Here is a 21,470-nt window from a genome sequence, read left to right on the forward strand (position 1 = left end):
AAGCTACTCGTCCGCCCGGTAGGTGGGGGCCAATAGTGGGGTAAATGCGAGAGCGGCATGATGAGATCGGGATAGCCGCTGGATTCCGACAGGGTCGACCTCGCGAAGGACCGCACGTGACGCGTTTGCTGATCGCTAATCGCGGTGAGATCGCGCTCCGAATCATCCGTACCGCAACCGAGTTGGAGCTCGGCACGGTCGCTGTCTACGCCGAGGACGACGCCGACAGTCCGCACATCCATGCCGCCGATGAGGCGATCGCGCTGCCCGGCGCCGGACCGGCCGCCTACCTCGATCACGCCGCGGTCCTGGCCGCCGCGAAGAACTCCGGAGCCGAACTGATCCACCCGGGTTACGGCTTCCTCAGCGAACAGTCGGAGTTCGCGCGCGCCTGCGCGAGCGCGGGTTTCACTTTTGTCGGGCCCGACGCCGCAACGCTCAATCTGTTCGGCAACAAGTCGGCGGCCCGGCAGGCGGCGGCGAACGTCGGTGTGCCAGTGCTGCCCGCCACGGACGGGCCGAGCAGCATCGATGACATTCGGACGTTCGCGGCGGCGCAGGGCGGCCCGATCGTCATCAAGGCGCTGTCCGGAGGCGGTGGCCGGGGGATGCGCGTCGTGCACAGTGCCGCACAGATCGACGATGCCTACCGGCAGTGTGCCGCCGAGGCCGAACTCGGGTTCGGCGACTCCGCGCTGTTCGCCGAGGCGCACCTGGCCGATGCGCGCCACATCGAGGTACAGGTCGTCGCCACGCCGGGACGGGCGCTGGCGTTGGGTGACCGCGACTGCAGCATTCAGCGTCGGCACCAGAAATTGATCGAAATCGCTCCTGCGCAAAGTCTTTCGCCGGCCGTGCGACGAGATCTGCACCGGGCCGCAGCCAGGTTGTGCGCTTACGCCGACTACCGCGGGGTCGCGACCGTCGAGTTCCTGGTGGCCGGCGAGCGGTTCGTCTTCCTCGAAGTCAACCCGCGGATCCAGGTCGAGCACACGGTGACCGAAGAGGTCACGGGCGTCGACCTCGTCGCGGTCCAGTTGCGGATCGCCCAGGGCGCACCGTTTCACCAGTTGCGGTTGCCCGCCGGCGTCACCGCCGAGGGTGACGAGGTGGTCGGTGCGCTGGCCGCGGTGCGCGGCATTGCCATTCAGACTCGGGTCAACATGGAGACAATGGACGCCGACGGGTCGCTCGTGCCGACGGCGGGCACGCTGGCGGCGTTCGCGCCACCGAGCGGACCGGGAGTTCGGGTGGACACCTTCGGTCGTGCCGGCCTGACGCCGAGCCCGCGCTACGACTCGCTGCTGGCCAAAGTGATCACCCGGGTGCGCGGACCTTCGTTCTCGGCGGCGCTGCGTAAGGCGCAGACCGCGCTTGACGAATTCGGCATCGAGGGGATCCGGACCAACATCGGCTTTTTGCAAGAGATTCTGTCGCACAACGATATCCATGAGGGTCCGGTCTCCACGACGTTCGTCGACGACAATCTCTCCGCATTTGTCGACGCGGCGCAGTCGTGGCGCCACGAGACGCGGGCGGCGACACCTGAGCTGTACCCGGGGGAGGAAGTGCTCCGCGCGCAGCTGGCCGGCACCGTGATCGACGTTGCTGGCGAGGGCGTGGAGTTCGCCGCGGGCGCGCAGCTGGTGGTGCTGGAAGCGATGAAGATGCAGCACGTGCTGGCCGCGCCGGACGCGGTGCGCGTGGTCCGGGTGCTGGCGGCGCCGGGCCAGGTGGTGGGCACCGGTGACCCGCTGGCGGTGGTCATCCGCATCGGCGATAGCGCGGACGCGGACAACGTCGCCACCCTCGATCTCGACCGGGAGCGGGCCGATCTCGACGAGGTCAGGCGTCGTCACCTGGTCACCCTCGATGAGGGGCGTCCCGCGGCGATCACCAAGCGGCACAAGCAGAATCGACGGAGTGCGAGAGAGAACATCGACGACCTCGTCGACCCGGGCAGTTTCATCGAGTACGGCGCTCTGGCCGTGGCCGCACAGCGCAGCAGGCGCTCCGAGGAGGACCTGATCGCCAACACCCCGGCCGACGGATTGGTCGCCGGGATCGCGACGATCGACGGCATCGAAACGGCCGTGCTGTCGTACGACTACACCGTGCTCGCCGGCACCCAGGGCATGCGGAATCACGCCAAGACCGACCGGGTCTTCGAGTTGGCGGCCCGCCGAAAGTTGCCCGTCGTGCTGTTCGCCGAGGGCGGCGGCGGGCGGCCGGGCGACACCGATGTCGCCAGCATCGCCGGTCTCGACGTGCCGACGTTCCGGGCGCTCGGTGCTCTCAGCGGCCGGGTGCCGTTGGTGTCCATCGTCTCCGGGCGCTGCTTCGCGGGCAACGCGGCGCTGGCCGGGACCTGCGACGTTATCATCGCGACCCCCGACGCGAACATCGGCATGGGTGGGCCGGCGATGATCGAGGGTGGTGGGCTCGGGCAGTACCGGCCGGAGGACATCGGGCCGATCGAGGTACAGCGCCGCAACGGCGTGGTCGGACTGGTCGCCCGCGACGAGGCCCACGCGGTAGCGCTGGCCCAGCAGTACCTGTCCTATTTCCAAGGGCGACAATCCGATTGGGAGGCCCCCGACCCGCGCCGGGCGCAACACGTCGTTCCGGAGAACCGGCTGCGGGCCTACGACGTGCACCATGCGATCGAGTCGGTCGCCGACATCGGCTCCGTGCTGGAACTGCGCGCCGACTACGGCGTCGGCGTGGTCACCGCGTTCGTCCGCGTCGAGGGTGCGCCGTTCGGATTGCTGGCCAACAGCAGTCACCACCTCGGCGGCGCCATCGACTCCGAGGCCGCCGACAAGATGGCCGATTTCCTGACGCTGTGTGAATCGGCCGGGCTACCGGTCATTTCGCTGTGCGACACCCCGGGTTTCATGGTTGGCCCGGACGCCGAGGTCGACGCGGCCGTCCGTCGATTCAGCAAGCTGTTCATCGTCGGCGCGCGAATGACCGTTCCGTTCGGGATGGTGATTCTGCGCAAGGGCTACGGGCTGGGCGCAATGGCAATGGCGGGCGGTTCTTTTCACGCCCCGGAATTCACCGTCGCCTGGCCGACCGGGGAGATCGGCGGCATGGGGCTGGAGGGCGCGGTGCGGTTGGGGTTCAGCAAGGAACTCGCCGCCGTCGAAGACCCGACCGAACGCCAGAACCTGTTCGACAAGCTGGTGGAGGCCGCCTATCAACATGGCAAGGCGCTGACGTCGGCCACCACATTCGAACTCGACGACGTGATCGACCCGGCGGACACCCGCGGATGGATCACGAGACTGCTCCACCGAGAAGAAGGGAACGACACGTGAAAGTTGCCGACAAGGTCGCCATCGTCACCGGCGGCGGCAATGGTATCGGCGCCGCGATAGCCGCGAAACTGGCGCACCAGGGCGCCCGGGTGGTGGTCGCCGATCTCAACGGCGACGCCGCGCAGGCGGTGGCCGACGGCATCAATGCCGACCGGTCCGGTGTCGCCGTCGCGTCCAGCGGTGACGTTTCCGACACCGCGCACATCAAACAGTTGATCGCGTTGGCCACCAACGAATTCGGACCCGTTGATCTGTACTTCGCCAACGCGGGCATCACCGGTGTGTCGGGCCTCGACGTCACCGAGGACGAGTGGGACCAGTCCATCGACGTGAACCTGAAAGCGCACATCCGCGCCGCGCAACTCCTGGTGCCCGAATGGATCGAGCGCGGCGAAGGCTACTTCGTCAGCACCGCGTCGGCCGCCGGATTGCTCACCCAACTGGGTTCGGCCACTTATTCGGTGACCAAGCACGCCGCGGTGGGTTTCGCCGAATGGCTGAACATCACCTTCGGCGATCAGGGCGTCCGGGTCAGTTGCCTGTGCCCGATGGGCGTCAACACGAAGCTGTTGTATTCGCCGGGGGAGTCCGATGACCCGCTGGCGAAGCTCGCGACCAAGGCCGTCACCTCCGCCGGTGACGTCATCGAGCCGGCCGATGTGGCCGAAATCGTCTTGGGCGCAGTCGAAGACGAGCACTTCCTGATCCTTCCGCATCCCGCCGTGCTGGAGATGTACCGGCACAAGGGCGCCGACTATGACCGCTGGCTACGCGGCATGCGTCGTTACCAACACAGCCTGATGGAGGCACTATGACTGACTTCACTGGCCGCACCGCGATCATCACCGGCGGCTCGCGGGGCATCGGCCTGGCCATCGCGCAGCGGTTGGCCGAGGGTGGTGCGAACATCGTGCTCACCTCCCGCAAGCAGGACAGCGCCGACGCCGCCGCTGAACAGGTCGGCGGCAACGCGATTGGCGTTGTCGCGCACGCGGTCGACGAGGACGCCGCCCGGCGCTGCGTCGATCTGACGCTCGAACGCTTCGGCAGCATCGACATCCTGGTGAACAACGCCGGCACCAACCCGGCCTACGGCCCGCTGATCGACCAGGATCACGCGCGGTTCTCCAAGACCTTCGACGTCAACCTCTGGGCGCCGCTGCTGTGGACGTCGCTGGCGGCGAAGGCGTGGATGAAGGAACACGGTGGTGCGATCGTCAACACCGCGTCGATCGGCGGCATGCACCAGGCGCCGAACATGGGGATGTACAACGCGACCAAGGCCGCCCTGATCCACGTGACCAAGCAACTGGCGCTGGAACTTTCACCCAAGGTGCGGGTGAACGCGGTCGCCCCGGGTGTGGTGCGGACCAAGCTCGCCGAAGCGCTCTGGAAGGACCACGAGGATCTGGTCGCGGCGGGCAGCGCGTTGGACCGGATCGGCGAGCCGCCCGACGTGGCGGCCGCGGTGGCCTTCCTGGTATCCGACGAGTCGAGCTGGATCACCGGCGACACCCTGGTGCTCGACGGCGGCCGACTGCTCGGCGACCCGGCGGGCTTCCGGTGAGCGCCGAGGACCTGCAGGCCCGGGTGCGGGCGCTGCTCGACGAACACGACCCGAAGCAGGCACATGAGTTCCTCGGTGCGCGTTTCGATGCCGGGCTGGCATGGGTGCACTTCCCGGTCGGCTCCGGAGGCCTCGACCTCTCCCGTAACTTCCAGGCGCAGGTCGAAGAAGAGCTGACCGCGGCCGGTGCGCCGCCCGGTGGCGGCGGCGCGCGCAACGGCATCGGCATGGGCATGGCGGCACCGACCATCGCCGCGTTCGGCACCGAGGAGCAACGGCGAAACTTCCTGCGGCCGTTGTTCACCGGTGAGCACATCTACTGCCAGCTGTTCAGCGAACCGGGGGCCGGCTCGGACCTGGCCGGGGTCGCGACCCGGGCGGTCCGTGACGGCGACGACTGGATTGTCAACGGGCAGAAGGTGTGGACGTCGAGCGCGCAGAACGCGCAGCGAGCCATCCTGGTGGCCCGGACCGATCCCACGGTGCCCAAACACCAGGGGCTGACGTATTTCGTGCTGGACATGACCGATCCCGGCGTCGACGTGCGGCCGCTGCGGCAGATCACCGGCGAGGCCGAATTCAACGAGGTGTTCCTCACCGACGTCCGGGTTCCGGACGCCAACCGTCTCGGTGCTGAAGGCGGCGGCTGGAAGGTCGCGACCACGACACTGAACAACGAACGCGTGGCGATCGGGTCGATGGCGGGCGGCAGCCGCGAGAACGGCATCATCGGTAAGGTCGCCGACGCTTGGCGGGCGCAACCCGAATTGCGTAATGCCGCAATGCATGACGAGCTGATGCGGTTGTGGGTGGATGCCGAGGTCACCCGGCTGACCGGGTTGCGGCTGCGTCAGCGTCTGGCGGTCGGACAGCCAGGGCCCGAGGGCGCCGGGATGAAGGTGACGTTCGCCCGGCTGGCCCAGGCGGTGTCGGGCTTCGAGATCGAGCTGCACCCGGAACTCGGCCTGCAGTATGACGATTGGACGATGCGCCAACCGGACTCGGTCGACTTCATCGGCCGTGATCCCGGATACCGCTACCTGCGGGCGAAGGGCAATTCGATCGAGGGCGGCACCTCGGAGATCCTGCGCAACACCATTGCGGAACGCATTCTGGGCCTGCCACCCGAACACCGGGTCGACAAGGACGTGAGCTTTATGGATCTGGAGAAGTAAGCCAAATGAGCGATCTGCTGTACTCCGACACCGAGGAAGCGCTGCGGGACAGCGTCCGGCGGCTGTTCGCCGACCGGTGCCCGCCCGAAGCCATCACCTCCGTGTATGACCCGGAGCCACAAGACTTCTCGGGCCTCTGGCACACCCTGGCCGCCGACCTCGGCATGGCCGGCCTGCTGGTGCCCGAGGAACTCGGTGGCGCGGGGGCTTCGGCCCGCGAGGCCGCGGTGGTGATGGAGGAGATCGGCCGCGCCGTCGCGCCCGTGCCTTACCTGACCAGCTCCGTGGTGGCCACCGTCGCACTGCTTCGAGCCGGTGACACCGAGACGGTCCGGGGATTGGCGGACGGCTCGCTCACCGCCGCGCTGGCGGTGCCGTTGTCCACCGCACCCGATGACACGATCACCGGACTCACGGTCGACGGGGATGGGGTGACCGGACGGATCACCAGCGTCGCCGGAGTCGGCGAGGCCGACGTGCTGCTGGTGCCCGTCGCCGGGGCCGACGGACTGGAGTTGCACACCGTCGCACGCGACGCGGCGGGTCTCGAGGTGTCGCCGGTCCTGAGCCTGGACATGACGAGACCGCTTGCCAACGTGGAGTTCTCGGGTGCGGCGTCGTCGCGGGTCGGTTCGGCCGACGCCGGCGCGGCGATCGCGGAGGCGCTGGACACCGGGGCGGCGCTGCTGGCCTCCGAGCAGCTCGGCATCGCGCAGTGGTGCTTCGAGACCACGTTGGCGTACGCCAAGGACCGTAAGCAGTTCGGCCGGGCGATCGGTTCGTACCAGGCGATCAAGCATCGCCTCGCCGATCTGTGGGTCGAGCTCAATTCCGTTGCGGCGGCGGCACGCTACGCGGCCGACACCTGCGCGCGGCAGGATGACGACGCGGCGGTCGCCGCGGCCGTCGCGCAGGCCTTCTGCAGCGGGGCCGCGGTGCACGCCGCCGAGGAGTGCGTGCAGTTGCACGGCGGCCTCGGCATGACGTGGGAGTATCCCGCGCATCTATACCTGAAGCGGGCCAAGAGTGATCAGTTGGCGTTCGGCACCGCCTACCGCCATCGCTCCCGGTTGGCCGCGCTGGTGGACCTTCCGGCGTCGTAAGGGGAGTGGCAGATGGAAACCCGCATCTTAGGCGGCACGCTCGAGGTCTCGGCAATTGGCTTGGGCTGCATGGGAATGAGCCGCGGCTTTGGCCCGTCCGGCTCCAAGGACGACATGATCGCGGTCCTGCGTGGCGCGGTCGAGCGTGGTGTCACGCTCTTCGACACCGCGGAGGCCTACGGCGACAACGAATTACTGGTCGGTGAGGCGCTGGCGCCGTTCCGGGACGACGTCGTGATCGCGACGAAGTTCGGATTCGCCTTCGGCCCCGACGGCAACGTCGCCGGGGTGGACAGCCGGCCCGAGCACATCACAGAAGTCGCCGAAAACTCGCTGCGCCGACTCGGTGTCGAGAGCATCGACCTGTTCTACCAACACCGCGTCGACCCCGAGGTCCCCGTCGAGGACGTCGCGGGCGCGGTGAAGGAACTCATCGACAGCGGGAAAGTGAAGCACTTCGGGATGTCCGAGGCGTCCGCGGACAACATCCGCCGCGCGCACGCCGTGCAACCGGTGACCGCACTGCAGAGCGAATACTCGCTGTGGTGGCGTGAACCGGAGAGTCCCGACAGCGGCGTGCTGTCGACCCTGGCCGAACTCGGCATCGGCTTCGTGCCGTACAGCCCACTCGGCAAGGGCTTTCTCACCGGAAGCATCGACACCAGTACACAATTCGACAAGGCCGACATCCGCAACAACATCCCGCGTTTTGCCGCCGATGTCCGGGATGCCAACCGCGCCGTGGTCGACCTGCTGCAGACGATCGCGGACCGCAAGGGTGCCACACCCGGTCAGATCGCGCTGGCCTGGTTGCTCGCGCAGCGACCCTGGATCTCGCCGATCCCCGGCACGCGTCGCCTCGAGCGGCTCGACGAGAACCTCGGCGCGGCCGATGTGGAGTTGAGCGACGACGATCTTCGCGAGATCGACTCCGCCGCGGCGGCTATCGAGGTGCAGGGCGCGCGCTATCCCGACTTCATGCAGAAGCTGATCGGGCGCTGATCCGGCGGGCGACCTCGCCGTACCGTTCGAAGCGGTCCGGCTCGCCGACCGCGTTGTACATCACCAGCCGGGTGGCGCTGCCGTCGTACTTCTCGATCAGCCTGTCGGCCAACGTGTCCCACGTCGCTTCGGTGGCGAAGGCGGCGACGTGGTCGTCGCTGACCTGAGCGGCCATCCCGGCGAAGTCCCCGGCCTTCTGTTTCTCGCGGATCCGGGCCGTGGTGCCGTCGAACCCGGCCTCGTCCCAGATGAAGGCGTAGTTGGGCGTGCTGCCGTAGAACGCCATGCTGGCGCGCACCGACTCGCGTTGCGCATCGCGCTCTTCGTCGGTGTCGCCGACGACCGTCATCACCGGGACGATGATTGCCACGTCGACGGCGATCGGTCCGACTTCGCCGCCCCCTCAGCCACTTTCGGCATCACATGCCGCGCGATGTAGCCGGGCTCGCCGATCGGATGAACGTGCACGCCGTCGGCCACCTCGCCGGCCATCCGCAGCATCCAGGGGTTCACCGCGGCGATGTCGACCTTGGGGTCGGGTGCGTCGATCGGGCCCGCACTCCATTGCGGCGTAATGAAATCCAGGTCGTAGTACTCGCCGTGGTGATCCAGCTTTCCCGACCGGAACGCGGCGAAGCAGGCCTTCACCGCCAGTAGGTAATCGCGCAGCCGCGGCCCCGGCTTCTCGAAGTCCACGCCGTAGCGGCGAACGACGTGCGTGCGAACCTGCGTGCCGAGCCCCAGCCGGAACTTGCCGCCCGACGCCTCTTGCAGCTCCCAGGCCGCGGCCGCGGTCACGAACGGGCTGCGGGGAAACGCGACCGCGACGCCGGTGGACAACTCCAGGCTGGGCGCGGCCTGTGAGGCGACCGCGGCGTTGAGGTACGCCGTGCGTCCGGTCTCGGTGAACAGCAGGCCGGAGAAACCGGCCGACTGCGTTCGGCGGGCGAGGTCACCGATCTGGCCGAGGGGCTGAGGGACCGTCATCGCATCGACGCGCATGGCGGATCAGTATGCCCTGCGGCAGCTAGCCACGGGACGCGGTTCGGAACCTGTCGCGATAGGCCTTCGGCGAGAGCCCGAGCTGGTCGACGAACACCCGCCGCAGGCTTTCCGGGCTGCCGAATCCGGCGACCCTCGCGGTCTCGGCGACGGAGTGTCCGGCATCCAAAGCGGCGCGGGCGGCGTCGATGCGCACCGCTTCGACATAGCGGGCGGGCGTCTGCCCCAGCTCTGCCCGGAACAGCCGGGTCAACTGTCGCGTGCTCAACGACGCCCGCGCCGCGAGGCTGGTCACGCTGTGGTCCTCGGCAGGCTCGGCCGAGATGGCGTCGGTGACCGTGCGTAGCGGAGAACGCTGCGGCACAACGGATTCCACCCGCGCCGAGAACTGCGATTGGCCACCCGCGCGCTGGAGATAGACAACCAACCACCGGGCCACCGACCTGACCAGCTCGGTTCCGTAATCCAGCTCGACCAGCGCCAGCGCCAGGTCGATTCCCGACGAGATGCCGGCCGACGTGAACACCTCGCCGTCGCGGACGAAGATCGCGTCCGGTTCGACGGTGACCGCGGGGAACGCCCGCGCGAACAAGCGGACGTCGTGCCAGTGGGTGGTGGCGCGTCGACCGTTCAGCAGACCGGCCTGCGCCAGCACGAACGACCCGGTGCAGATCGAGGCCAGCCGCCGTGTCCGCCCCGCAATGGACTTCACCGCGTCGACGAACTCAGGGTCGATGGCCCGACGGGGCAGGCCGTCGCTGCCGGCGACCATCACGATGTGGGCGGACTCGATCGATGCGATGGATTGCGTGACTCCCAACCGCGTCCCGATCGACGTGGTGACGTCGCGGCCGTCCACCGATGCGACGGTGATGCGGTAATCGGCGCCGAAGCGATTCGCCTCCGCGAACACCTCGCCCGCCCCCGCGACGTCCAGCATCGTCACGTCGTCGAAGACAACGATGACCACTTCTCGGGACCGCTCAGTCACCGGCCCATTGTGTCGCAATCTGTGGGAAAGGCGGCTGAAACGACATCGGGTGTTGACGGCTCGACGCAGCACGCTGAATCCAACGAAACGAAAGGCACGATCATGACCGTTGAGTCCCTCGACACCGTCGCCGGTATCCGCGTCCCCGACAGCGCGCTGGCCCGCGACATCACCGAGTTCGTCCGCGACGCCGAAAACGACCTGCTCTACCACCATTCCCGACGGGTGTTCTTCTTCGGCGCTTTACAGGGTCTGCGGCGCGGACTGCACCCTGACCTCGAATTGCTCTATGCCGCAGCGATGTTCCACGACATCGGCCTCACCGAGACCTACCGGTCTTCGACCATTCGCTTCGAGGTCGACGGTGCCAACGCGGCACGGGAATTCCTGCTGGCCCGCGGTTTCGGCGAGGCAGGAGTCGACAAGGTCTGGCTCGGCATCGCGCTGCACACCACGCCCGGCGTCCCCGAGTTCTTGGCGCCCGAAGTGGCACTGGTGCAGGCCGGCGTCGAAGTCGACGTGCTCGGGGTCGGGCGGGAACAGTTGGCGCCCGAGGCGCTGACGGCCGTGACCGCCGCGCACCCGCGTCCTCAGTTCAAGCAGGGCATCGTGGCGGCGTTCAACGACGGCATGAAGCACCGCCCGCAGACCACCTTCGGCACGATGAACGACGACGTGCTGGCGCACTTCGATCCCGCATTCACTCGGGTCGACTTCGTGAGCGAGATCCTCAACAACAGCTGGCCGGAGTAGCTAGGCGCTGAGGTTGGCCCCGAACACCTCGCGCATCGTGGTCCAGTGCCGGTCGGCAGCGTCGGCGTCGTACGAGCCGTTGTCCGGCACCGCGAAACCGTGGCCGGCGGCGTAGGTCTCGATCTTGTGCTCGACGCCGGCCGCGGTCAGCGCCTTCTCCAACTGCTCGGCGTGGTCGTCGGTGAACGACGCGTCGTTCTCGGCGCCGCCGACGTAGATGGTGGCCTGGATCTTGTCGGCCCGCAGGTGCGGGCTGTCGGCGCCGTCGGTGACCAGCCCGCCGCCGTGGTACGACGTCGCGGCGGCGACCCGGTCGGGAAGCAGCCCGGCGATGGTCAGCGCCGCGCGACCGCCCATGCAGTAGCCGGTGATGCCGAACTTCGTGCCGCTGACCTCCGGCCGCGAGGCCAGGTAGTCGAAGTAGGCGCCGGCGTCGGACGCCCACTTGTCGGCGGTGATGCTGCCGATGAAGGAGAACAGGCGGTTGCGCTCGCTCTCGTCGCTGAACGCGGTCTTCATGTCGAACGGCGCCCAGTCGCCCTGCCGGTAGTAGACGTCGGGCAGCAGCACGGCGTAGCCGGCATCGGCCAGCTTGGCGGCCATGTCGAAGAAGGTCTGCCGGACTCCGCCGGCGTCGGGAATCATGACGATGCCCGGCCAGGGGCCCTGGCCTTCGGGGGTGAACAGGCGGACCGGGCAGGCGCCATCAGCGGTGGTGACGGTGTCGGTGATGTTCGGCATGCCATCCGTTCTACTCCCCGGGTCTGGACGCTGAGTAGATGGCGTCGACCCGCGGCGCGCATCTTCGGTGCGCTTGCGATCGACGCTAAGGTGAACGCGTGCCGATCCCCACCCCGTACGAAGATCTGCTGCGGCTGGTTCTCGAGCAGGGCACGCCCAAGTCTGACCGCACCGGCACCGGCACCCGCAGCCTGTTCGGTCATCAGATGCGCTTCGACCTGTCCGACGGGTTCCCGCTGATCACCACCAAGAGGGTGCACCTGAAATCGGTGGTCTACGAGCTGCTCTGGTTCCTGCGCGGCGACTCCAACGTCGGCTGGCTGCAGGAGCACGGCGTCTCGATTTGGGACGAATGGGCAGGCGACACAGGCGATCTCGGACCGGTGTACGGCGTGCAGTGGCGCTCGTGGCCCACACCGTCGGGCGACCACGTCGACCAGATCACCGCGGCACTGAACCTGCTCAAAACCGACCCGGATTCGCGACGCATCATCGTGTCGGCCTGGAATGTCGGCGAGATTCCGCAGATGGCGCTGGCGCCGTGTCATGCGCTGTTCCAGTTCTACGTGGCCGACGGCAAGCTCAGCTGCCAGCTCTACCAACGTAGCGCGGACCTGTTCCTCGGCGTGCCGTTCAACATCGCCAGCTACGCGCTGCTGACCCACATGATGGCCGCGCAGGCCGGCTTGGGCGTCGGTGACTTCGTGTGGACCGGCGGCGACTGCCACATCTACGACAACCACGTCGAGCAGGTCACCGAGCAGTTGACCCGCGACGCGCGGCCGTACCCCAAGTTGGTTCTGGCGCAGCGCGATTCGATCTTCGACTACACCTACGACGATATCGTCGTCGAGGACTATCACCCGCATCCGGCGATCAAAGCGCCCGTCGCTGTATGACTGACCTCGGTCTGATCTGGGCGCAGTCGACGTCCGGCGTCATCGGGCGCGACGGCGATATCCCGTGGCAGGTGCCCGAGGACCTGATCCGCTTCAAGGAACTCACCGTCGGCCACACCGTGGTGATGGGACGCCGTACCTGGGACTCGCTGCCGCCGCGGTTCCGGCCGCTCCCGGGACGCAGAAATGTCGTTGTGACTCGCCAGACTGACTTCATGGCAGACGGCGCGACGGTGGTCCATGGCCTCGACGAGGCGCTGACCGATCCCGACACCTGGGTGATCGGCGGCGGTGAGATCTACGCGCTGGCGCTGCCGCAGGCCCGCCGGTGCGAGGTCACCGAAATCGATATCGACCTGCCCCGCGATGACGGTGATGCCGTGGCCCCCGTGCTCGACGAGGAATGGGTCGGCACGCCGGGTGACTGGCAGACCAGCCGCGCGGGCGTGCGATACCGGTTTCACAGCTACCGCCGCGCGTGACGCGCGCCGACGACGATGCAGAGCGTCGCGATGAGGGGGAGCGGCGCAGATGACTCTGCTGAAGGCTTCGCAGGCGCGGCGAATCGCCGTGGCCGCGCAGGGTTTCGTCGAGGCCAAACCCAACGGGACCGTCACCCGGGCGCACGTGCGCCGCTTGATCACTCGGATTCAGGTGCTGCAACTCGACTCGGTGTCGGTCGCGGTGCGAGCGCACTATGCGCCGGTGTTCAGTCGTCTCGGGCCCTACGACCGGGATGTGCTGGACCGGGCCGCGTGGGCGCACAGCGCGCGTTCGCCGCGGCTGCTCGTCGAGTACTGGGCCCACGAGGCCGCGCTGATGGCCGTCGACGACTGGCCGTTGATGCGCTGGCGGATGGGACACTACCGGCACGGCCGCTGGGGCACCCACATCGTGAAGGCCAATCCGAAGCTCGCCGACAGGATCGTGGCCGCCGTCGCCGAACTCGGACCCAGTACGGCGGGACAGATCGAGGCGCACCTGGCGACCGCTCCGCGCGGTCCGCGGGGCGACTGGTGGGGGAGTCGCAGCGACACCAAATGGGTTGCCGAGGCGCTGTTCGCCGCCGGCACGCTGACCACCTCGACCCGGGTCGGGTTTGCGCGGCACTACGACCTGGCCGAGCGGGTGTTGCCGCCCGAGGTGCTGGCCCGCCACGTCTACGAAGACGAGGCGGTGCGGGAGTTGATGCTGCGAGCCGCGAGGGCGCTGGGGATCGCCACCGAGCCCGACCTCCGCGACTACTTCCGGCTGTCGCCGAGCCAGTCGAAACCGGCGCTCGCCCGGTTGGTCGCCGACGGGCAGCTGGAGCCGGTCGAGGTGGACGGCTGGTCTTTACCCGCGTATCTCGCTGCGGGACAGACGATTCCGCGGCGTGACCGCGGCACGGCGCTGTTGTGTCCGTTCGATCCGCTCATCTTTTTTCGCCCGCGGGTCGAGCGACTGTTCGACTTCCACTACCGCATCGAGATTTACACGCCCGCGAGCAAGCGGCAGTACGGCTACTACGTGTGGCCGTTCCTGCTCGACGGCGAATTGGTCGGGCGCGTCGACCTCAAGGCCGACCGGTCTGCCGATGCCCTGCATGTGGTGGGGGCGTTCGCCGAGGAGGGCCAGGCGCCGGCGCGGGTCGCCGAGGCGTTGGCCGGCGAGTTGCGGACTATGGCGGGCTGGTTGGGGCTGTCCGATGTGACAGTCGGCAGGCGTGGCGATCTCGCCGGTGCGTTGCGGAGCGCTCAGGGCAGGTAGAGCCCGCGGATGCGGTGGAAGCGGTGACGACCCAGTAGCGCGTTGGCCGCGATGAGGCCCGACATCACGGCGGCTTCGATGCAACCGGCGTTCATCGCGCAATCCGTCCAGTCACCGGCCAGAACCAGGTTGTCGTAGCCACTTTCGTCGGGCCGTAGGCGGTATCGCTCGGTGCCGGGTACGGACTGCACGTAGCGGTCCGATGGGTCGACGTTCACGCTCATGTGTTGGGTGTCGAGGGCGTCGCGGCCTCGTTCGCCGTTCACGCCGCTGAGTAGATGCCAGTCGAATCCGTTGTCGGTGACCGCGTTTGGGAAGAACGGCTGCAGATTCCGGTCGACGAAATCAGCCGCCTGGCTGGCGACCTGCTGTCGGTATCGCAGCAGATATGCCGGGCCCGACTCCTCGGTCGGCCACGTGGCGTTGAGGGTGCCGCAGAAATACGCGACGGTCCCAGGCCGGTCATCGTCGGGCCAGCCTTCACTCCACAAGGTCTGCGGCATCGACGCCCACGTCTCGAACGGGCGCAGATAGGCGCTGATCGTGACGGCTGGTTCATGCCAGCCCAGGGTGGGTTCGTCTGGGCGAAGCCACATTTGAAATGCCTGGGTGGCGACGGTCCGCACCCGGGAGGTCATGTCCTGCCAGTCGATCCGATCCTCGATCAGCTCACCGGCCACGATCGGCAGCATGCCGACCGAGACCGCGAGCACCACATGGTCGAAATCGATGCCTCGACGCAGCACCAGCGTTTCGGCGTCCGCGCGGTCGGACCAGTGCGTCTCCAACGAATGCCAGCCACCGCTGGGCAGCTGGTCGTCGGCGAGTTGATCGGTCAACGGGGTGCTCGGGAACACCGGCAGGCCACGAACTCTCGTCAGGGGCTCGTACGTGGTCCGATCGTCGGCGAGCCGTACCTGTCGGCCCATCGTGATCGAGTCGATCGACAGCCGCTGTTCGTCGAGATGCAGCGCGTCGAGGCGGTGAAAGAATTCGAACTCGACCCCGCGCTTTTTCAGCGCCTGGTAGATCGGGGCGATCACGATATCGCCCATCCCGGCCGTCATCTTCCAGAAGATCGCCCCCTTGTACTGGAACAGCGCCAGTGCGGTGAGGAAGATCGCCTGTCCCGCACCGAAAGACGGTCGCTGCGGGTCGGCATCCTCGTACGCGAAAACCAGGTCGTACAGGCCGCGCACCAACGCGAAATCCAACACGTCGGGATGGGCGCCGTGGCGTAGTAGCCACGCGTTGTAGTCCTCGTCGTTGATGGCGCGGAAGCCGCGCGGATCCGTCACCAGGTTGTCGGCGAGGATCCCGCGAATGACCGCCACCATCATCGACAGCAGCTGCCACGACCGTCGATGGTCGGGACGTCGGTCGTAGTCGAGGGCTTCCCGGACCGCAGCGACCGCGTCGTCGATCACCCGCCCCAGCCCCGGTGTCCCGGAGTCGGGATCGGTCAGCGCCACCAGAGCGGCCATCGCCGCGCATTGGACGGCGTCGACCCAGCGCGACACGGGCGACGGTTCGGGGGAGGTGGACAGCTCGAGCCCGGCAGGTGCCGCGCTGCGCTGTGATTCGGCGAAGTCACGTACCAGGCGAATGGCGCGCCGGGTGAATTCGAAGACCGTCATCTCGCGCCCGGTGGCGTCCGGTTCGCCGGGCAGTCCGTCGTTGCGGGTGAAGGTTCCCAGCCACATCAACCAGTCGCTGTTGAATCGATCGGCCAATCCCAGATTGTCACCTGGGATCAGGGCCTGATCCCAGGTCTGGATCGGCGACCTCGGATCGGTTGTGGCGCGGTCGATCTCGGCGTAGCACTCGCGTAGTATCCCGAAGGCGTTCTCGCAGTAGCCCAGCCAGATGTGCAGTCCGTGTTCTTCGATCCGACCATTGGGGCCGCGGCTGGACGCTCCCTTGCCGCCGAGTCGCCAGCCTCGTTGATAGACGGTGATGGAGTCGAATCGGTTGCGCCAGCCCGGTTCGCTCAGGCGCCATGCCGCGCTCAGACCGGCCATCCCGCCGCCGACGATCGCGACCTTGCCGCCGGGGCGGCTCACCCGAGCAGGGTCCTGGCTCGGACCAGATCGGGCCAGTCGCTGTCGCCGGGGAATCGGCTGACGGTGTCGGCCAGGACGGCTTCCGAGGGATCGCCGTGCAGCTCGAACGTGTCTATCGCGGACCGTAATTCGAAGATGGACGCGTTCTGCCGCCGGGCGGTGTCCACGGCCGCTTGCAGGTCTGCATCACGCGCGGCGGCGTCGGCAGCGACCCGGGCCCGCAGGCGCAACAGCTCCGCCCGGTAGAAGTTCACGCCGGTTTCCTCGCCCAATTGCAGGGCAATGTCCAGTCGCTCGCGGGCCTCACCGAATTTGCCTGCCGCGGTGAGCAACTGCGCGAGCACCGCATCGTAGAACGACACGAACAGCGTTGCCTCGGCGGCGCGCCAGCTCTGCACGGTGACCAGCATCATCGCGATGTAGCCCCCGAGCTCCGCCGGGTCGTGCCGGCCCGCCGCGAGCGCGGACAGCCCGTTGATGGCGACCTCTTGTGCGCTTGCCATCAAGAACCAGAAGTCGAAACCATGCCGCTTGGCGTCTGCTTTCAGATGCGAGGCGATCTCGGCGGCGGCAGCGAGTTGGTGCGACTCGATCCGCACCCAGATTTCATAGCAGCGTTCGTAGGCGAGGCTGAACGGTCCCTGCGGGAAGCTGAGGTCGTTCGCGCGACGCACGGCTTGACCGAGTTGCACCTCGGCGCCGCGTAGCTCGCCCTGCACGAACCGCGCGAGCCCGAGATGGGTGTGCATCGACGCGACGGGTTCGTTGGGGACGAACCACGTTGGATCCGATACGGGACGGGCGAGGCTGTCTGCACCGGATATGCTCTCTTCCAACAGCTCTCGTGCCTCGTCGAAGTCGCCGCCGTACCAGGCCACCATGCCATATGCGGTGTTGTTCAAGCGCCAGAACCAGTGCCGGTCGGTGGGTACCTGGCGACGAATGGAATCCGAGACCTGAATCGTTCGTCGCAGGTCGCCGCGCGGCAGGTAGTAGGCCCACAGCGCGGTCAGCGTCGCGACCAGATCGGACTCTCGAAGATCGGTGCCGGCGAGTTCCAGGCAGCGCTCGAAGTCCACCGCCGCCTGCGAGCTTGCGGTTCCTTCTGCAGCCGACGCCAGGAATCCTCGGCGGAGTCGAAGCCGGACCTCGCGGCGATCCCGCGCCGATCCGGGTGCGGCGCGTGCTACCTGTGCGATGGCGCGGGTCAGGCAAGCGCGGGCTTCGTCGAGCGCACCGCGCCGCCGGGCGTCTGTAGCCGCCTGTTGGAAAGCGTTGGCGGACTCGTCGAATCGCTCGGCTTGCTCGTAGTGCAGGGCGACGAGGTGCCAGTCGGGGTGATCGGAATCGCCGACCAGCGCGTCCGCCACCCGGCTGTGCAGAATGCGCTGGACGCTGGGTGGCGGCAACTCGTAGGCGACTTCCCGGAGCAGCTGGTGGCGAAATCGCCAACTGTGCATCGTCGTCGGCTCGAACACCAGCGCGGTCTCGAGATCGCGGATGGCGTCGTCGAAATCAGATTCCGTCATGTCGAGAACCGTTCGCAGGATCGCCCGGTCGAATTCTCGCCCGATCGTCGCCGCCGCCTCGACGACCTGAATGGTGATGTCGCTGGCGCGAAGTCGAGCGAACAGCGGTTCGTAGAGGGCGTCCGGCACCCGCGCCCACCGGGCTCCGTCGCTGGGCTGCTCGTGCAGCTTGGTGACGATCTCTTCGATGTAGAGCGGTACCCCGTCGCAGCGGTGCTGCACTTCGGCCCGCTCGTCGGCCGACAGCGTGGGATCGAGCGCCGTGATCAGCTCGTCGGTCTCCGTCGCCGTCAGCGGTGAAAGCCGAAAAGTCTTAATTCCGGTGATGTTCGGCAGTGAATCGGCGTCGCGTCCGGTCAGGACGACGAACATCCGGCCGGTATCGATTCGCAGCAGCGACTCGACGACCTCGAGCGTGGATGGATCGAACCACTGGAGATCCTCGGCCAAGATCACGGCAGGACTCTCGCCGACGATGGCGCTGAAGTAATGCAGGATCGCCTTGGCGATCAGCCGCGAAAGTTTGGCGCCCTCGGCGCGCACCGGTTCGTAACCGTGATCCGTCGAGATCCCCAACACCAAAGCCAGCAGCGGGACCGCTGATTCCGGCTCGAAACCGTGCGCGCGCACCTGTTCGTCCAGCAGGCGCAGCCGCTCGGTCTGCTCGGTGGTCCGGTCGATTCCGCATCGCTGCTCGAGCATGGCCCGAATCGGATACAGGCCGACATCACCGTGAAACGGCGACCCGATCAGCGCCAGCACCGGGTTGCCCGACTGCTCGGCAATGTCGGCGGCCACGGTGGCCAATCGACTCTTGCCGACGCCGGCTTCACCGATGAAACCGACGCCGGGCGTGGTCAAAGTGCCTTGCGCGGCCAATTCCCAACTGGCCTGCAGGTATTCGAGCTCCTTCTGGCGGCCGACCAGCGGACCGAGTGGGATCCGGGTCCAGCTGATGCGTTCACCGTGGACGAGGTGATGCTCGACTGGCTCGTCGATGCCCTTGACCGTCTGCGGGGGCTTGGCCTCGAGCTCGAAATACGCGCGCGCCAGCGGTGCGATCGATCCAGAGACGACCACGCAACCCGGAGGTGCCAGCCCCGAGACGCGCGAGGCGAGGTTGGCGCCGAGCCCGTAGACGTCGTCCTGCTCGACGTCGAGATAGACCACACCCCGGTGGATTCCGGCGCGCACCGAAATGTCGAAGTCGAACCGCGCTCGCACCTGCGCGCTGAGCCGGGCGACCTCCCGGCTGATGTCCAGGCCGGCCTGAACGGCGCGGCGCACGTCGTTCTCGTGGGCCTTGGGATGGCCGAACACGGCGAGGAGTCCGTCGCCCTTGGTGGAGAAGACATGGCCCTCGTATCGGTTCACGATGTCGTTGACCTGCTGACGGTAACGTCCGATGACGGTACGGTAGATCTCCGGCTCGATACGCGTCGACAACGCGGTCGAATCGACGACATCGGCGAAAAGTATTGTCAAGCGCCGTAATTCGCCGGTGCCGGCGGCCGGGGTCGCGAGCAGATCCTCCGCTTCCAGGTTGCCGCTGTCGACGGCCAGCACCTGTTGCGCCAGCGCGCTGGCGGTGGCGCGGTCACCACTGTTGATTGCCTGTACGGCACGGTCGAGCAGATCGTCGATCGTGCGCGGCGGTCCGGGCGTGCTCACAGGTCGATGACGACGTCTTTTTCGACGGATTGTGAAGTATCGCAGCCGATTTGGGTCATCCGGATCCGACCGCGATACGTTCCGCTGCGCAGGTTCGGCCAATTAACGCCCAGCCGGAACGACGTGGCGTGCACGCGGACCACTCCCGGTACGAAGAAGATCGAGTTACCGGGGATAACGCACGACGGCGCACCGTCTTGGGCGAACGGAGCGGCAACCGACAGCGCCCGCTGATACTGACCGTCCGGCTCGACGTCGATGAAGTCGGAGAGGTCACGCGGATCGGCCGTGCCCGCCGGGCAGGGGATTTGGGGCATCTCGAGGCCGGTGGTCAGGGTGAGGTTGACAAGCTGCTGCGACGCCTTGGCCCACTTCTCGGTGGTGAACGTCTCGTCGTTGATCTGCGTATTGATCTGCAGCACAATCTCGCCCGCCTGGTTAACGAAGCGGCGCGCCGCCTCGGCCCACTGAGTGATGAGTGACGAGGTGGTCATGCGTTCTTCCCCTGCGCCGGGTCGCGTAACCGTTCGAGGAAACGCCACGGGTCGACGGCCAGACGCACCGCCAGATCGGTGCTGTATGCGATCGTCTCCTCGATGGGTACTTGTCCGGCTGCCCATTTGGCGGCGATGGCCGCGCTCTTGGTGGACATGTCGTCGATGCATTCGTTCGCCATCTCGATGGCGATCTGCACGGCGCGCCTGCTCGGGTCCGGCGGCTGGTCCGGTTGCCCCGGTCGATCAGCCGGCCCGTCGTGCGGCGGCTGCGCGGACGGCATCCAGTCGGTCCATCCGTGGGTGTCTTTCGCCCGCTTCTCGACCCCGCCGAGCAGCATGTCCATGCCTTCGTAGCCATAGCCCATCGAGCACGCGAAGATCGCTCCGGCAATCCACGAGACATCGCGGAAGGCAACAACTTTGCGGGTTCGTACGTGCACGCCCGGAACATTCGCGTCGCCGCTTGTCGACGTCATCCGGATGAAGCCCTCGTCGACGACCACCCGGCCGTCGCCCTTGCCATCGTCGGCCGGGGCGTCGTCGAGCGCGTAGTTCAGATAGGCCGTCAGCGTGGACTCGTTGTCCTGCGGGCCTTTCCAGTACTTCAGCGGCGTCACCATCTGGGGGGTGCCCGCGATGGCGCAGGTCGTGCTGACGTGTTCCAGCACTCTGCTCCAGCCATCGACCCTGGCCGACTTTGCCTCCATGGCGCAGAAGAACGACAGACATTTGGCCCAGTTCAGCGGGTCGATGACATTCTTGAGCTCAGTCAGCGACGCCGCTGCGCTGTCGAATTCCGTTGTCAGCACAGCACTCAAGTGCCCTTGCACCCACTTGGCTTTGAGATCGCACAGGGGCACGTCCGCAACCCCGCTGTCGATGAGGTTCTGACCCGTGGCCGACCGCATGACGGCCGGCCAGTCGTCGCGCCGGCGGAACGTCTCGCGTAGCAGGGCGAGTAGGTCGGCATTGGAAGTCAGGTCCGGGCTGACGACAGCGAGTGTGCTTGCGAACTGGTCGCCCCACTCGTCGGAGTCCTGATACATCGGGAGTTGGCTGAGCGCACCGATCGCATACGTCATCCTCGACAACTGAACGGGGCTCAGCGAACCAGAACCGGCGTCTTCACCGGGATAAGTCCTGCGGTCCTGCAGAACGGTGAGCGCGTCGCTCAGTTCGAGGGATGGGGGTGCCGAATGGACGCCGCGCGGCGGTTGCCGGCCGAGGAAACCCAGCAGTTCGTCGTACCAGCCGGCGTTGGGTCCGGTGCTGCCGGGCAGGTACCGCTCGACGATCTCCTCGACGCCGGGCCCGGCGTTGCTCGTGACGGCCCGATCGAGGGCGCCGTACAGCGCCAGTAAGGCCTGGTTGACCGTTGCGACGTCGGTAGTAGTCAATGAGACCT

The 21,470-nt window shown here is 67.3% G+C and carries 16 protein-coding genes and 1 pseudogene; 10 read left to right on the plus strand and 7 right to left on the minus strand.

Going from position 1 to position 21,470, the window contains the following annotated elements; all coding sequences use genetic code 11:
- Positions 1-116 precede the first annotated feature (116 nt).
- The 6 genes from PT015_RS02345 to PT015_RS02370 are packed head-to-tail and all read left to right on the plus strand — an operon-like array spanning position 117 to position 8,170.
- Positions 117-3,323, plus strand: coding sequence for an acetyl-CoA carboxylase family protein (locus PT015_RS02345; protein WP_285188529.1), 3,207 nt, complete (start codon positions 117-119; stop codon positions 3,321-3,323).
- On the plus strand, positions 3,320-4,138 hold the full coding sequence (locus tag PT015_RS02350) for an SDR family oxidoreductase (RefSeq protein WP_285188530.1): 819 nt from the start codon (positions 3,320-3,322) through the stop codon (positions 4,136-4,138). Before PT015_RS02345 ends, PT015_RS02350 begins: the two co-directional genes overlap by 4 nt.
- On the plus strand, positions 4,135-4,890 hold the full coding sequence (locus tag PT015_RS02355; protein WP_285188531.1) for an SDR family oxidoreductase: 756 nt from the start codon (positions 4,135-4,137) through the stop codon (positions 4,888-4,890). Before PT015_RS02350 ends, PT015_RS02355 begins: the two co-directional genes overlap by 4 nt.
- Positions 4,887-6,065: an acyl-CoA dehydrogenase family protein gene (locus PT015_RS02360; RefSeq protein ID WP_285188532.1), complete on the plus strand. Its 1,179-nt coding sequence runs from the start codon at positions 4,887-4,889 to the stop codon at positions 6,063-6,065. Before PT015_RS02355 ends, PT015_RS02360 begins: the two co-directional genes overlap by 4 nt.
- Positions 6,066-6,070: 5 nt before the next feature.
- A complete protein-coding gene (locus PT015_RS02365; protein ID WP_285188533.1) occupies positions 6,071-7,168 on the plus strand; it encodes an acyl-CoA dehydrogenase family protein in 1,098 nt (365 codons plus the stop codon).
- A gap of 12 nt (positions 7,169-7,180) precedes the next feature.
- Positions 7,181-8,170: an aldo/keto reductase gene (locus tag PT015_RS02370; protein ID WP_285188534.1), complete on the plus strand. Its 990-nt coding sequence runs from the start codon at positions 7,181-7,183 to the stop codon at positions 8,168-8,170.
- Here PT015_RS02370 and PT015_RS02375 read toward each other — a convergent pair.
- Positions 8,145-9,172 (minus strand): annotated as a pseudogene (locus PT015_RS02375) (TIGR03617 family F420-dependent LLM class oxidoreductase). The gene PT015_RS02370 and the pseudogene PT015_RS02375 sit on opposite strands and share 26 nt — an antisense overlap.
- Before the next feature lie 25 nt (positions 9,173-9,197).
- Complete coding sequence (locus tag PT015_RS02380; protein ID WP_285190887.1) at positions 9,198-10,112, minus strand: GlxA family transcriptional regulator; 915 nt, start codon at positions 10,110-10,112, stop codon at positions 9,198-9,200.
- Between the two features lie 153 nt (positions 10,113-10,265).
- Between PT015_RS02380 and PT015_RS02385 the strand changes: the two genes are divergently transcribed.
- Positions 10,266-10,916: an HD domain-containing protein gene (locus PT015_RS02385; protein ID WP_285188535.1), complete on the plus strand. Its 651-nt coding sequence runs from the start codon at positions 10,266-10,268 to the stop codon at positions 10,914-10,916.
- Here PT015_RS02385 and PT015_RS02390 read toward each other — a convergent pair whose 3' ends face one another.
- A complete protein-coding gene (locus PT015_RS02390) occupies positions 10,917-11,657 on the minus strand; it encodes a dienelactone hydrolase family protein (RefSeq protein WP_285188536.1) in 741 nt (246 codons plus the stop codon). It abuts the gene before it with no gap.
- A 98-nt stretch (positions 11,658-11,755) separates the two neighbouring features.
- On the opposite strand from PT015_RS02390, the gene PT015_RS02395 reads away from it, so the two are divergent.
- The 3 genes from PT015_RS02395 to PT015_RS02405 are packed head-to-tail and all read left to right on the plus strand — an operon-like array spanning position 11,756 to position 14,305.
- On the plus strand, positions 11,756-12,556 hold the full coding sequence (locus tag PT015_RS02395; RefSeq protein WP_285188537.1) for a thymidylate synthase: 801 nt from the start codon (positions 11,756-11,758) through the stop codon (positions 12,554-12,556).
- Positions 12,553-13,038, plus strand: coding sequence for a dihydrofolate reductase (locus tag PT015_RS02400; RefSeq protein WP_285188538.1), 486 nt, complete (start codon positions 12,553-12,555; stop codon positions 13,036-13,038). Before PT015_RS02395 ends, PT015_RS02400 begins: the two co-directional genes overlap by 4 nt.
- Positions 13,039-13,087: 49 nt before the next feature.
- Entirely contained in the window at positions 13,088-14,305 is a 1,218-nt protein-coding gene (locus tag PT015_RS02405; RefSeq protein ID WP_285188539.1) for a winged helix-turn-helix domain-containing protein, read from the plus strand.
- Here PT015_RS02405 and PT015_RS02410 read toward each other — a convergent pair.
- Genes PT015_RS02410 through PT015_RS02425 form a run of 4 tightly spaced genes read right to left on the minus strand, consistent with a single transcriptional unit; the run spans position 14,293 to position 21,462 of the window.
- Positions 14,293-16,368, minus strand: a complete 2,076-nt coding sequence (locus PT015_RS02410; protein WP_313825749.1) for an FAD-dependent oxidoreductase — start codon at positions 16,366-16,368, stop codon at positions 14,293-14,295. The genes PT015_RS02405 and PT015_RS02410 overlap by 13 nt on opposite strands.
- Positions 16,365-19,568 carry an ATP-binding protein gene (locus PT015_RS02415; RefSeq protein ID WP_285188540.1) on the minus strand — a complete coding sequence of 1,068 codons (3,204 nt, stop codon included), beginning with the start codon at positions 19,566-19,568 and terminating at the stop codon, positions 16,365-16,367. Before PT015_RS02415 ends, PT015_RS02410 begins: the two co-directional genes overlap by 4 nt.
- A complete protein-coding gene (locus tag PT015_RS02420; protein WP_285188541.1) occupies positions 19,565-20,062 on the minus strand; it encodes a hypothetical protein in 498 nt (165 codons plus the stop codon). Before PT015_RS02420 ends, PT015_RS02415 begins: the two co-directional genes overlap by 4 nt.
- On the minus strand, positions 20,059-21,462 hold the full coding sequence (locus PT015_RS02425; RefSeq protein ID WP_285188542.1) for a hypothetical protein: 1,404 nt from the start codon (positions 21,460-21,462) through the stop codon (positions 20,059-20,061). Before PT015_RS02425 ends, PT015_RS02420 begins: the two co-directional genes overlap by 4 nt.
- Positions 21,463-21,470 lie beyond the last annotated feature (8 nt).

It is taken from the genome of Candidatus Mycobacterium wuenschmannii, from assembly GCF_030252325.1.
Lineage (GTDB): Bacteria > Actinomycetota > Actinomycetes > Mycobacteriales > Mycobacteriaceae > Mycobacterium > Mycobacterium wuenschmannii.

Bases quoted from the DNA above. Each gene is read 5' to 3' on its own strand.
- PT015_RS02390 (WP_285188536.1), bottom strand. From the start codon at position 11,657: ATGCCGAACATCACCGACACCGTCACCACCGCTGATGGCGCCTGCCCG.
- PT015_RS02380 (WP_285190887.1), bottom strand. From the start codon at position 10,112: ATGCTGGACGTCGCGGGGGCGGGCGAGGTGTTCGCGGAGGCGAATCGC.
- PT015_RS02355 (WP_285188531.1), top strand. From the start codon at position 4,135: ATGACTGACTTCACTGGCCGCACCGCGATCATCACCGGCGGCTCGCGG.
- PT015_RS02370 (WP_285188534.1), top strand. From the start codon at position 7,181: ATGGAAACCCGCATCTTAGGCGGCACGCTCGAGGTCTCGGCAATTGGC.
- PT015_RS02405 (WP_285188539.1), top strand. From the start codon at position 13,088: ATGACTCTGCTGAAGGCTTCGCAGGCGCGGCGAATCGCCGTGGCCGCG.
- PT015_RS02420 (WP_285188541.1), bottom strand. From the start codon at position 20,062: ATGACCACCTCGTCACTCATCACTCAGTGGGCCGAGGCGGCGCGCCGC.
- PT015_RS02385 (WP_285188535.1), top strand. From the start codon at position 10,266: ATGACCGTTGAGTCCCTCGACACCGTCGCCGGTATCCGCGTCCCCGAC.
- PT015_RS02400 (WP_285188538.1), top strand. From the start codon at position 12,553: ATGACTGACCTCGGTCTGATCTGGGCGCAGTCGACGTCCGGCGTCATC.
- PT015_RS02365 (WP_285188533.1), top strand. From the start codon at position 6,071: ATGAGCGATCTGCTGTACTCCGACACCGAGGAAGCGCTGCGGGACAGC.